6 protein-coding genes are annotated in these 13,906 nt (G+C 55.4%); 5 read left to right on the forward strand and 1 reads right to left on the reverse strand.

Annotated features, from left to right (window positions below; translation table 11 throughout):
* Window positions 1-82: 82 nt before the first annotated feature.
* The 3 genes from ALO_RS03820 to ALO_RS03830 are packed head-to-tail and all read left to right on the forward strand — an operon-like array spanning window position 83 to window position 3,393.
* A complete protein-coding gene (locus tag ALO_RS03820; RefSeq protein WP_004093111.1) occupies window positions 83-964 on the forward strand; it encodes a DMT family transporter in 882 nt (293 codons plus the stop codon).
* A 52-nt stretch (window positions 965-1,016) separates the two neighbouring features.
* Window positions 1,017-2,720: an ATP-binding protein gene (locus ALO_RS03825; protein WP_004093113.1), complete on the forward strand. Its 1,704-nt coding sequence runs from the start codon at window positions 1,017-1,019 to the stop codon at window positions 2,718-2,720.
* On the forward strand, window positions 2,692-3,393 hold the full coding sequence (locus ALO_RS03830; RefSeq protein WP_004093115.1) for a response regulator transcription factor: 702 nt from the start codon (window positions 2,692-2,694) through the stop codon (window positions 3,391-3,393). The genes ALO_RS03825 and ALO_RS03830 overlap by 29 nt, the downstream gene beginning before the upstream one ends.
* Window positions 3,394-3,431: 38 nt before the next feature.
* On the opposite strand, the gene ALO_RS03835 is transcribed toward ALO_RS03830, so the two are convergent.
* The gene (locus ALO_RS03835; RefSeq protein WP_004093118.1) at window positions 3,432-4,160 is read right to left on the reverse strand and encodes an outer membrane beta-barrel protein; all 729 of its coding nucleotides are present in this window, start codon (window positions 4,158-4,160) and stop codon (window positions 3,432-3,434) included.
* A gap of 241 nt (window positions 4,161-4,401) precedes the next feature.
* On the opposite strand from ALO_RS03835, the gene ALO_RS03840 reads away from it, so the two are divergent.
* Both ALO_RS03840 and ALO_RS03845 read left to right on the forward strand, forming a co-directional pair.
* Entirely contained in the window at window positions 4,402-6,096 is a 1,695-nt protein-coding gene (locus tag ALO_RS03840) for a ShlB/FhaC/HecB family hemolysin secretion/activation protein (RefSeq protein WP_004093120.1), read from the forward strand.
* An 88-nt stretch (window positions 6,097-6,184) separates the two neighbouring features.
* Window positions 6,185-13,906: hemagglutinin repeat-containing protein (locus tag ALO_RS03845; RefSeq protein ID WP_004093122.1), on the forward strand; the 7,722-nt coding region annotated here is incomplete at its 3' end.

A 13,906-nucleotide genomic window follows, 5' to 3' on the forward strand; every position in this document is an offset into this window, starting at 1 on the left:
TCTTAGATCATGGGCATTAGTACCTTGCGTCACTTAACAGCATGGATTAATGACGTAAGGTACTGGTAAAGGGAGTGTTATCTTGCAAATTGAAACGAAATTCCCCGGCACAGACCGTCTGCAGGGCATTTTGCTGTTATTGGCCACCGCAGTTCTGTGGAGCACCGGCGGATTGGGGATCAAATGGGTCGATTGGAATCCCCTGGCCATTGCCGGCGCCAGAAGCGCCATTTCCGCCATTGTGATCTGGACGGCTTTTCGCGGCTCACCGCTGCGCTGGAATGGGGCGATGGTTTGGGGCGGAGCGGGCTATGCCCTCATGGTTGTGACTTTTGTCGTTGCCAATAAGCTGACCACGGCCGCCAATGCCATTTTATTGCAATACTGCTCTCCGATCTATGTAGCCATCCTGGGCGCAATTTTTTTGCGGGAAAAGCCTCATCTTTATGATTGGCTGACCATCAGTCTGGTGGGCGGCGGCATGGTCCTCTTCTTTCAGGACGAAATGTCGGCGGGCGGCCTGACGGGAAATCTGGCGGGCATTGCCAGCGGCATAGGCATGGCTGTTATGACTGTGGCCATGCGCCGGCAAAAGGATGGTTCGCCTTTCGGTTCCGCTTTGCTGGGCAATATATTGGCTTTTTTGTGCGGCTTGCCCTTTATGTTCAACGATTCTCCCGGGGTGGCCGGCTGGGTGGCTATTGTGGCGATGGGGGCTATCCAGATGGGCCTTTCCTATGTCCTGTATTCTACGGCCATCAAATGGGTTACGGCGCTGGAAGCTACTATCATTACCATGATCGAACCGATTCTTAACCCCCTGTGGGTTTTCCTGCTCCTGGGCGAAGCGCCGGGCTTCTGGTCCCTGGCCGGCGGCGGCGTCATCATGGTCGCCATTACTTTCCGTTACATCATACCGGCGTTAAAATCAGCCGGCAGTGTTGACCAGGCAGGAAAAGCTTAGTTAAACTTGAATCTAATACCCAGCAGGTAATTTACTTGGTGGGTATGTGGTCATGATAAAATTAAAGAATAGTCTGACAATGAAATTTATGCTGGGAACAGCGGCCATCATGACCGTAATGATGACCGTTAATTTACTTTGGAGTCTCAGCCAGTATAAGCGCCAGGCCGAAGCGGAAATGAAGGAAAAGGCAATGGTGATCACGCAGCAGTTAATTGCGACCCGGGCTTTTATCGCCGCTAAACAAGACGCGATTAACTGCGACGCCATTGGAAATTATGAATTTAAACATCTGAACCCGGCGGCGGTAGGCAAAGGTATCGGCGATATATTCAACCAGTATTCGGGGTACAGGCTGAAGCAGACCCGGCTCCAGCCCCGGGACCCGGCGAATGCTCCGGATAATTATGAAACAGAAATGCTGGCGCAACTGGCGCTGGACCGTGATCTTCCTGAACTGTGGGGGTATGATCAGCTGGGCGGGGTCCGGGTTTTCCGCTATATGGTGCCGCTTTATTATGATCCATCCTGTATGCCCTGCCATGGCAAACCCGCCGGGGCAAGCGATATTGCCGGCTTTCCTAAAGAAGGGCGCTCCCCGGGAGATTTTGCCGGTGCGATCAGTGTCGTCGTTCCGATGACGGCTTTCGAGGCGAATATCAATGCTAATATTGTGACTCAAGTCTCGTTCATCCTGTTGATGATCCTGGCCAGTATTGGCGGCATATATCTGATGATGGAACATATTGTGGTCGTACCGATCAAAGAACTGACCGGAAGAGTCCTGGAGCTGGGGGAGGGAAACTGGGCGGCGGCTCTGAATGAAGAGAGCACTTATGATGAGATGCGCTATCTGGCCTCGGCTTTTAATTCTATGGCTGACAGGCTCCAGCAATTGTATAACGAGCTTGAGGGAAAAGTGGCTGAACGCACCCGGCTGCTGTACGAGGCAAACCGGAAGCTTATCGAGCAGGGGCGGGAGCTCAGGGAAATGAATGCCAGGCTCTGCGAGACCGACCGTTTAAAGTCTGAATTCCTGGCTGTAATGAGCCATGAATTGCGCACTCCTCTCACGGCCATCATCGCATTTGCCGAGATCATGCTGGCTGAAGGGCAGGCGCTAAACGAGCTGCAGCGGGAATATCTTGAGGATATTTTTGAAAGCGCTCACCAATTGCTGGGGCAAATCAACGACATCCTGGACATGTCCAAGATGGAAGCCGGCCTCATCCGGCTGAATTGTCAACCGGTCGATATTCCGCAGCTGCTGGAGAGTATCACGAGGATCACTGCCTCGCTCATCGCCCGGAAAAATCTGGGCTTTACTGTCGGGATAGCCCCGGATGTTCCGTTGATTAGCGCGGATTACGAGAAACTAAGCCATATCCTGAGAAATCTGATCAGCAATGCCATTAAATTTACCCCGGCAGGAGGAGAGATTTCGGTAGTTGTTGAAATGATAACCTCCGGTTGCGATACTCCTAAGCTGCAAGTTCTGGTGAAAGATACGGGAATCGGTATCAGCCCCTCCGACCAGACAGTGATTTTTGAGACGTTCCGGCAGGCCGACGCAGCGTGCCGGCGTGAGTATGCCGGCAGCGGGCTGGGGCTGGCCATCGCCAGGAACCTGGTCGAGCTTCACGGCGGGGAAATATGGGTGGAAAGCAGTCCGGATGAAGGCAGTATATTTGGTTTTACCATTCCGGCATCAATCGGGGGGGATGAGTATGGCGGCGGCAAAAATTCTTGCTGTTGACGATGATCCTAAAATCTTGAAAATTCTGCGCCATTGCCTGGAAAAAGAAGGATTTCAGGTAGCTGCGGCAGCCGACGGCGAAGCCGCGGTCAAGGCCGCCAAGCTGGACAGGCCCGACTTGGTCATTCTTGATTTAATGCTGCCGAAGCTAAATGGCCTGGATGTTTGCAAGAGGCTTAGTGCGGAAGCCGAAGACCTGCCCATTATCATTCTTTCGGCCAAAGGGGATGAACTTGACCGGATCGTTGGGCTGAGAATGGGGGTCGATGATTATGTCGCCAAGCCCTTTAGTCCCACCGAACTGGTTCTCCGCGTCCGCGCCGTGCTGCGCCGCGCAAACAGGTCTCAGGCCAGGCCGGAGGAGAACCCGATTGCATGCGGGGATATAACGATCGACTCCAGGACCAGGACGGTTACCGTACGCTCGCAGCCGGTCATTCTGACCGGCAAAGAATTTGATATGCTGTTTTTGCTGATGAGCCATTCGCAGCAGGTATTTACACGGATACAGCTTTTAAATAAAATCTGGCACAGTGATTACCAGGGAGACGAGAATACCGTCACGGTGCATATTCGCCGCCTGCGGGAAAAAATTGAACCGGACCCTTCTCAGCCGTGTTATATACAGACGGTGTGGGGAGTGGGATATAAGTTTAGCTGCAGCGGCACGTAACGGTGCCGTTTCTTTTTTTGGAGAGCACCTGATCGTCCTTACAGCCGATAAGTCATCCCAAAGCCCAGGCCGCCAGTTTCAGCCTCCATTTCCGCATCTTCCGACCGTAATCCCTTCACCGCCAACTTACGGTAATCCAGATTAAAGTCCATATCCCGCGTCAACCTATACGAAATCCCTACACCCCAACTCGAAACATCCTTTCCAACCCCCAGTGAAGCATACCCCGTTAACTTGGGCGCCAACGGCATCAATCCGACCACGCCAAACTGGACCGCCGCTTTCGTTCTCGTACTCACTGCCCTGCTCCGAGATAGATCCTCTAGCGGGTCATGATCGCGATAGGCAGAAGAAAACCTGCCTTTGGCCCTTACGTTCCCGGCAAACAACGAACAGTATCTGTTCCACCGGTACAGCAGATTAACCTCGGCAGCCCTCAGTCGCATTCGCTCCGTCAAGGACTCATAGTTCGGGTCGACGGGCGAGCCATCCGGCCACTGTGAAAAGGAGTTATCCTGCGACTCGACATTCAACCCCCGGTATTGCAGCGCCCACCGTCCGCCTAATCCCAGCGTAGCCCCGAAATCCACCCCGGAGCGGGCGCTATACGTATTATGGGTTCCCTCTGCCTCGTCCGACTCATTCTCCACCGTCCGCAGCGACACTTCCACAGCCAGATTCCCTGCCGCATAATCCGTTAGCGGCGCTGCCAAGGCTGTAGAAGCGAGTAAGCTCCATAGCATGCATGCAAAAATGATTGATCTCATGGTTCCTCCTATAATTAATTAATCAGGATTTTTCGTAGAAGCGAGATATAAAAAATATTTTAAGAAATATTTAAGAAACATTGACAAAATATAGCAATACAGATTGACAAGACTGGGAAAATGCACTATTTTAAATATGATAATAAGAATCAGTATCATTGAAGCCTTGCATATAGTATAGCCCATTCTTTGCCAGTCGAGAAGACGCTATTTTCACCTTTCGCATAAGGAGACAGCAATCATGCCTATCTCGCCGTTCAAAACCTGGCTGTGCATCATCCTCCCTCTATTTTTTCTCGTATTTCTGTCCACTCAACCGTCTTTCGCCCAGACCCCCAGCCTCAGCGACAGAGAAGAACGCTTGCGCCGGGACCGACAGGAGGCGGCTGAAAGAAAAGAACGCCAACAGCGCGTAGACGTCTTTTGGCAGGATACACCCAGCCAGGAGCAAGACACCAGCCTGCCCGAAGAATCTCTCATGTTTCCCATCCGCACCATCCTGCTGGAAGGCGACCGGGTGGAGAAATTCCCCTGGGTCAAAGATTTTCTCGCGCCTTACCACAACCGCTCCATGGGCCGGCAGGGCATCCAGCTCATCGTCAAACGCTTAAATAACGTCTTCATCGACAAAGGCTACATCACCAGCCGCATCTTCATTCCGGAGCAAGATCTCTCGGGAGGGACCTTGCGGCTGCTTTTGGTTCCCGGCACCATCCGTACGATCCGCTTTTCCGACTCCTACGCCGGCAACTGGCACACCGCCTTTCCCACCGGTCCCGGCCGCCTCCTAAACCTGCGGGATATCGAGCAGGGCCTGGAACAAATGAAACGAATCCCCTCCCAGGACGTCACCATGCAGCTGGTTCCCGGCGATCAGCCCGGCCAAAGCGGCATCCTCCTCACCGCTAAAGAAGCCAAGCCCTGGAAACTCGTCTATTCCTTAGACGACTCCGGCAGCCGGTCCACCGGCAAACTCCAGTCCTCCTTCACCTTCTCCTATGACAACCTCTGGCGCATCAACGACCTCTTTCATATCGCCGTCAATCACGACGCCGAACCCGACAGCGCTAGACGCGGTACCAAAGGCAACAGTATTTACTATTCCTTCCCCTACGGCAACTCCACCTTCACCTTCACCGCCGGCGAAAACAGCTACCACCAGACCGTAGCCGGCTCCAGCCAAACCTTCGTCTCCTCCGGCGAAAGCGAGAACTTAGACTTTAAGCTCTCCCAGCTTCTCAGCCGGGACCAGACCAGCAAAACGCATCTGGAGCTGCGCACCGTACGCTCTCTAAGCAAAAGCTACATCGACGACACCGAAATCCTTCTCCAGCGCAAAAAGACCACCGCCTTTGAATGGGCTCTCAGCCGCAGCGAAACTACCGGCGGCGTATCCATCGACATCCGGGTGGCCAACAAACGCGGCGTACCCTGGTTTGGCGCCCAGGATGAACAGGACGCCTCCACCCCTGAAGCCCCCAATCCCCGCTACAGCCTCTGGACCTTTCGCAGCTCCATCGCTGCACCGTTAACCGTCTTCAGTCAGCCCGTCCGCTACAGCCTCACCCTCTACGGCCAGACCACCAACGACTCCCTCTACGGCTCCGAACACTTCTCCATCGGCAACCGCTACACCGTGAGGGGCTTTGACGGCGAACAGACTCTGGCCGCCGAATGCGGCTGGTACCTGCAGAACGAACTGGCCGTCCCCCTCAAAATCGGCCCCGAACTCTACCTCGGCCTCGACTACGGACAAGTCCAGGGCCCGGCTGTCCAATACCTGGCAGGAAACAGCCTGGCCGGCAGCGTTTTAGGACTGCGCGGCGCAGCGTTAGGAGCGCACTATGACCTTTTTGCCGGCTGGCCCCTCAGCAAACCCAAAGAGTTTGAAACCGCCCATACCACCTATGGCTTTCAGCTAGTCTACCAGCTATAGCATAGCTGTAACATACAAAAAGGCCCAAGACAGAAGCATTCAGATCAGAACCATCTCTTTCACAGATACGGGATAGGAGGGAACACCCATGGCAGAAGCAACCCAAAAATGCTGCAACCGGTTCAAAAAACTCCTCGTCTGGCTCTTACTCTTTTTTCACCTGGGCCAGCCCTTGGCTGTCCAGGCGGCCCAAGCCGCCAGGGCCAATCGTTCCAGACCCGTGGTCAAACTGGACAGACCCCAGCGTACTCCCCGGCCAGCCGCCACCCCCACCGTAGTCGTCCCGGCGTACCGGAACCCTGCGCAAAATACAGGCCATACCACACTGCCCGACACCGCCGCCAACGGCGTGCCCATCAGTTACATCCAGGCCCCGTCAGCCGCCGGCGTCTCCTACAATCCCTATGACCAATTCAACGTCGGCTCTTCCGGACTTATTTTAAATAACTCCTATACCCATACTTCCACTGAACTGGCCGGCTACATCCAGGGCAACTCCAATCTCGCCAACGGTTCCGCCCGCATCATCCTCAACGAAGTCACCGGCCCCAACCCCAGCTACCTCCACGGCTACACCGAAGTCGCCGGTCCGCAGGCCGAAGTCATTATCGCAAATCCATACGGCATTGTCGGCGACGGTTTTGGCTTCATCAACACCAGCCGGGCTGTCCTCACCACCGGCACACCTGTTTTTGACACTCATGGCAATCTGGACGCCTTCCGCGTCAACCAAGGCCGTATCACCATCCAGGGCGACGGCTTGAACGCCACGAACATCGACCGGGTCGACCTCATCAGCCGTGCTACTACCATCAACGCCGGCATCTGGGCGAAAAAACTCAACGTCGTCACCGGCGCCAACAGCGTGAACTACCAGACCCTGGCGGCGGAAAAACTGGACGCCGCCGAAGAGGCTCCGGCCGTAGCTTTGGATGTCAGTGACCTGGGCGGCATGTACGCCAACCAGATCACCCTGGTCGGCACCGACAAAGGCGTCGGCGTCAACTCCAAAGGCGTCATCGTTGCCGATAATGACCTCATCATCACCCAGGAAGGCAAAGTCGTCCTCAGCGGTAATACCAACTCCAAAGGGAATATGGCCCTTCAGGGCAGCGACGTAATCCAAAGCGGCAACCTTTACGTCCAGGGCAACGCCCGGATCAGTGCAGCAGGAGCCCTGGAAAACACCGGTGTTACAGCCTCCGGCGGCGATACGCAAATTGAGGCGGCATCGATTCACTCCGACAATCTGCTGGCTGCCGGCTTAGGCTCGGATGGCACGCTTGGCACCAGCGGCAGCCTCAGCCTGACCGCTCAAGAGCAAGCTATATTGACCGGTCGGCAGTTAGCCGGTCAGGACCTCACCATTGAAGCCGGCTCCATGGACTTATCCGATGCTACGACCTACGCCGGCGGCCATGCCAGTTTGACCGCCACTGAAGGCGATATCCTCCATCAACATGCCAGCTTGCAGACCGGCGGCCTCCTGACCCTTCATGCAGACGGCGCCTTAGACAACCAAAACAGCAGCATCCAGGCCGGACAACTGACCATAGAAGCCCAAACCCTCTCCAATCAATCCGGCCAAATCAGCCAGTTCGGCGAACAATCCGCTGTCATCCAGGTCAGGGAGACCTTTGACAATACCGGCGGCATGGTCCAGGCGGCAGGAGATTTTACCCTCACTGCCAACCGTCTCGTAAACCGGCAGGGCATCCTGGCCGGGAACGGATGCACTGACATTACGGTTACCGATACCTTCCATAACGACCAGGGTACCCTCCAAAGCGGCCAGGGCCTGCATCTCAGCAGCGCCTCCCTCGACAACCGGGAAGGCAGCATTGTCAACCTCGACAGCAGCGATCTAAGCCTGACCATCCAAGAAAGCATCCACAACCAGGCCGGCGTGATCGGCGGCAACGGTAGTCTCCTCATCACCGCCCAGAGCATGGATAACCGCGAAGGCGGTACGGTCTTTGCGCAAAAAGACCTGACTTTAACCGTCGATAGCGACCTCAACAACACCGGCGGCAGCCTGCAGGCAGCCCAAAACCTCACCCTTATCAGCACTGCTGGGGCCATCCGGAATCAAAGCGGCAGCATTGAAAGCGGCGCTATGACCAAAGTACAAGCCGCCGCCATCGACAACACCACCGGACGACTGATCACCAGCGGCCAGGAACTGGATGTCAAAGCCACCGCCGGCGACATCGACAATACAGGCGGAACCATAGGCTCAAACAGCATCGCCACCCTGACCGCCCAAAATCTCGTGAACCGCGACAAGGGCCAGGTCCTGGCCAGCAGCGACCTGACCATCACCACCCCGGGCGGCATCAATAACACCCAAGGCAGCCTGTTTGCCGGCGGCAATCTCACCTTTGACCAGGCTGCCGCTCACATCAACAACACCCAGGGACGCATCGGCGCCAACGGCAACCTGACCCTCACCGCCAGCAGCCTGATCAACACCGGCGGCACGGCAGCCGCCAATACCGACGTAACCCTGACCCTCAACAGCTTTAATCCCGACGGCAAAATCCTGGCCAGCCAGGACCTTTTCCTGAATCTTGGCCAAAGCTATACTCATCAAAACGGCGTGGAACTGTTCGCAAACCGCAACTTCACCCTAACCACCGCCGGCAGCTTCACCAATAACGGCACGCTGGAAGCCGTCGGCATCCTCAGCGTCAGCGGCCAAAACATCACCAACAACGCCGGCGCCTCCCTGGAAGCCGGCGACGTCAGTCTCAGCGCCGACAACGGAACGATAACCAATCACGGACAGATTGCCGGTAAAGCCGTCCATAGCCAAAGCCGGATCCTGACCAATACCGGCAGCATCTTCAGCGACGGGATTAACGAAGTCAGCGATGACGTCAACGCCGAGGTTAACGCCGGGATCATCTTACAGGCCGACACCATCACGAATACCGGCGCACCGGCTGTCATTGCCGCCAGGGATCAAATCCGTCTCTATGGCAAAACCGCAGTGGAGAATAAAAACGGGGCTACCATCTACAGCCAGGGGGATATCCTGATTGCCGGCAGCGAACCTCACGCGAACAACTCCCTTCCGCCCGCCCGGAGCGGCAGCTTCCTGAACCAGTCGGCCACCCTCGAGGCGGAAGGGAATCTCGGCATTTACGCCGGGCAAATCAAAAATACCTGGCAAAGCATCCGGGCAAAAACCACAAGCACGAGCCAAAACAAATCTTTCGCAGACTACTCGAAGGGCCTGGACGCATGGGGGATAGCGTATACAGAAACAATAACGGAAACCGTCGTCCAGAAAACCGGCAAAAAAGGAACGATCCTCGCCGGCAACCAGATGCACTTAGCGGGCGATATCGAAAACCATACCAGCCTGATTAGCGCCGGCGGCGATTTAACCTACACCGGCAGTCTGGCCAACCTTGCCTATAAAGAATCTAAACTCACCATCAGGGATGGGGACTATTATAAAGTCGTTAACATACACGGAACGCTGCCCGTCTTGGGTCCCGTCAAACCTTACTATGAAGAAATCTCCGAGACTGGGGACGTATATGCGGCCGAGTTTACCTCGAACCAAAACCTGACCGGCAGCGGGGGTGATGTGAAGAATATCACCGTTACCCCTAAAGACAATCCTGCAGACTATTCGGTCTCTGTCAACGGCAGTGAAATAAAAACAGCCGCTGGCAAGGCCTCCAATCCCAAAACCGTCGACCCCTTCCTCTTCACCATCCCCTCCAGCAGCCTCTACCAAACCCATCCCGAACCCGGCAGTAAATACCTCGTCGAGACCCATTCCCGCTTTACCAGCTACCAGAACTTCATCTCCTCCGACTACCTGCTGGAACAACTCGGCTTTGACCCGGAACCCACCCACAAACGCCTCGGCGACGGCTTCTACGAACAAAAACTCATCCGCGACCAGATCACCGAACTCACCGGCCGCCGCTATCTAGGCGACTACACCTCCGACGACGAAACCTACAAAACCCTCCTGGAAAACGGCGCAATCGCTGCCAAAGATCTAAACCTCACCGTCGGCATAGCCCTCACCGCCGACCAGATCCAAAACCTCACCACCGACATGGTCTGGATGGTGGAAAAAGAAGTCCAGGGCCAGAAAGTCCTGGTCCCTGTTGTCTATCTTGCCAGCACCACCGCCAGCGAACTCAACACCAGCGGCGCCCTGATTGCCGGCAAAAACGTCGTCCTTCAAACCGCAGGCAATGTCACTAACACCGGCACGATCCGCTCCGACAACCTCACCCGCATCGACGCCGCCACCACCTATCTGAAAACCACCCAGGACATCGTTAACCAAAGTGGCACCATCTCCGGCGGGCAGGTCATCCTGGACGCCGACCGCGACATCAAAAACGAAACCCTTACCACCACCATCCAACAGAAAAACTTCACCACCACCCTGGTTGGCCAGACCGGCAGCATCGAAGCCACCGGAACCCTCACCGCCCTGGCCGGTCGGGACATCACCCTCACCGGCGCACAAGTAAGCGCCGGCCAGGACCTTGCCCTGCAAGCAGGCCGCAACATAACCGTTAACACCGTCGAACTAGAAGAAGCATCCCAAACAGGCCGGAACTATTCCCAAAGCCACGAAAGCACCACCCATCTCACCAGCACCATCCAGGCCGGCAATAACGCCACCCTGGTGGCCCAAAACGACCTCACCCTGCACGGCGCCCAGGTTTCCGCCCAAAACGACCTCAGTGCCCTCGCCGGCGGCAACATCACCGTCACCTCCGTCAAAGACCGGGTCGCCACCGAAGAAAGGCGCGGCAACAACAAAAACTACACCTATACCAAAACCGACGACGAAACTGTCGTCGGCTCCCAGCTCACCGCCGGCAATAACCTCACCCTTGCCGCCGTGCAGCTCGACGACTCCAATCCCAACACCAGCGCCAGCCGCGGCAACGTCACCATCGAAGGCAGCTCCGTCCAAACCAAACAAGGCAACATTGCCATCGCTGCCGACCATGACGTCACCATACAAGAAGTCGCCGAGCGCCATGAAAGCTACACCGAAACCAAAAAAACCAAGAAAAAAACCTTCTCCACCAAAACCACCCTCAAAAAAGAACACACCGAAGAAACCCTTGCCATCGGCAGCGGCATCAAGTCCGGCGCAGCCCTGCAAGTCACCGCCGGCAACGACCTCACCCTCCAGGGCAGCCGCGCCACCGCCAGCGGCGCCGTGAACCTAAGCGCCGCCAACAACATAAATATCACCAGCGCCGTCGAGACCTTGGTTGCTGACACCGCCACCTCCACCAAAAAACGCGGCGTCCTCTCCGGCAAAGTCAAAGAACAACGTGAACACACCGAAATCACCACCGTCAAAGGCAGCCAGGTCGCCGGCGCGACCGTCAATGTCAACGCCGGCCATGACCTCAGCGTCATCGGCAGCGACATCGCCGGCGGCGGCGACGTCAGCCTCTACGCCAAAAACAACCTCAACATCCTCAGCGCCCAGGAAACTATGGCTAGCCAGCAATCCTCCTATGAAAAGAAATCCGGCCTCAGTCTCTCCTTCAGCGGCGGCTTCAACCTCTTCGCCGGCACCACCAGCCTCAAAACCACCGCGGACGAAACCCGCGTCAACCAAATCGGCAGCAGGATCGGCTCCAACGGCGGCACCCTCTACATCAACGCCGGCAAAGACGCCAGAATCAGCGGCTCCGACATCATGGGAGCCACCGGCATCCAGGCCATCGCCCAAAACATCACCATCGAAGGCGCCGTCAACTCCACCCAGTCCCATTTCACCTCCGAATTCAAACAACGCGGCTTGAGCGTATCCGTAGGCAACAAAGCCCTCCGATCCGCCCATGACACCTACAACACCGTCAGACAGACCGAAGACACCGAAAACGAATACCTGCAAGCCCTCTATACCAAAGAAGCCTATCTTTCCGGTAAAGAAACCTACGAAAACGCCGGAAAAATCCTCGCCAACGCCCAGGACAAAAACATCGGCAACAGCTTCACCGCCAGCGCGGGTTTTAGCAGCAGCCAACAAAAAACCGAAAGCTTCACCAGCAGCACCGGCATCCGCAGCAGCCGCCTCGCCTCCAACGGCCCCATTACCCTCATCGCCACCGGCAGCGGCCAACTGGACCCATCCGGACAAGCCGCCGACGGAGACCTCAACCTCTTCGGCTCCTTGATCAACGGCAGCGCCGTCTACCTCTCAGCTGCCCGGGACGTCAACTTAAAAGCCCAGGCCAACACCATGGATGCCAGCATGACATCGAGCGGCAAATCCTCCGGCTTTGGCGTCACCGCCGATCTCGGCAAAACTCCCGGTATGGGCTATTATCTCGAAGGCAGCAAAAGCAGCGGCAACTCCCAAGCCCACTCCACCACCTGGACCGAAACGCAAATCAGTGGCACTACCGACTTCACCATGGTCTCCGGCCGGGATATCAATATGATCGGGGCTCAGGTCCATGGCGACAGCATTACGGTGAATGTAGGCCGGAACCTGAAATTGGAAAGCTTGCAGGATATCGAGACCTACAGCGAGAAGAACAAATCCGTAGGCGGCAGGCTCGGCATAGGGACGGATACCAATGTAGGGTTTAACAAAGGAACGATGGACTCTACCTACCAAAGTGTCAATGAGCAGACCGGACTCTTTGCCGGCAAGGGCGGCTTTAATATTACGGTCAAAGACAATACCACCATAAAGGGTGCCGTCCTTGATAGTGAAGCGACACCGGATAAGAACAAGCTGGATACTGGCACACTGACGTGGTCAGCTATTGAGAATAGAGCCGAATACAGCGCCAGCAGTACTGGTGTCAACTACGCAATAGGTAAGGATGTAGAGGAGAAAGATAAGGGCTGGACTCCCAATATGGGGATTCCGGTATCCGATGATAAAAACAGCACTACCCATGCGGCGATTGCCCAAGGAACCATTGTGATCAGAGACCCGGCCAATCAGAAAGCGGACCTCTCCAAACTCAGCCGGGATACGGAAAATACCACCCAAGCCCTGGACAGGATCTTTGATAAGAAGACTGTGCAGGAACGCCAGGAACTGGTGAAGATGTTTGGAGAAGAGGCGTTTAATCAAGTTCACATCATCAGCAAGAACAATGGCTGGAAAGAAGGCAGTCTGGAAAAAATCGCTCTTCATGCAGCGGTGGGCGGCATTATGTCTCAGATGGGTGGGGGCAGCTTTACATCCGGCGCCGTAGGAGCCGGAGTCAACGAAGCCGTACAGACAGAGTTAGTCAAACTGTTCGAGAAGAATCCGGACCTGCATCAATGGGCCAGCTTTGCCCTTGGCGCTGCGGCCGCCAAACTGGCAGGCGGCAATGCCCAGGCAGGCGGGACTGCGGCAGCCAGCGGAACAAGAAACAACCTGTATTGGGAATATGTCAATAAAGAAAAAGCCTTGAAAGAGGCAAACGTACCACCGGAAAAAGCACAAGAAATAATGGATGAGTTTAATAATGATGCCATCAATAACTACGATCTTGGCAACGAGGTGGAATATGAAAGCGCCTATAACCTCGGAATTGATGAAAACGGTGACGAAAAGCGGCTCAACCGGTTTATTGAAATAGCCCGGAATAAAGGGCTGAACGATGACCAAATAAACAGCATTGTTACTAACTTTAACGAGCAACTAAGGGCAGGAAAAACAGCACACGGTAAACACGTCATTGACTCGGCAATGTATTTGACTGCAGGTGGACTAACGGCAGTTGAGATTTATACAACACTCGAAGCAGGAGTGATCTTATATCAATTTCGAAAAATGGGGAATGCTACCTCTCAA

Source organism: Acetonema longum DSM 6540 (assembly GCF_000219125.1).
Classification (GTDB): domain Bacteria; phylum Bacillota; class Negativicutes; order Sporomusales; family Acetonemataceae; genus Acetonema; species Acetonema longum.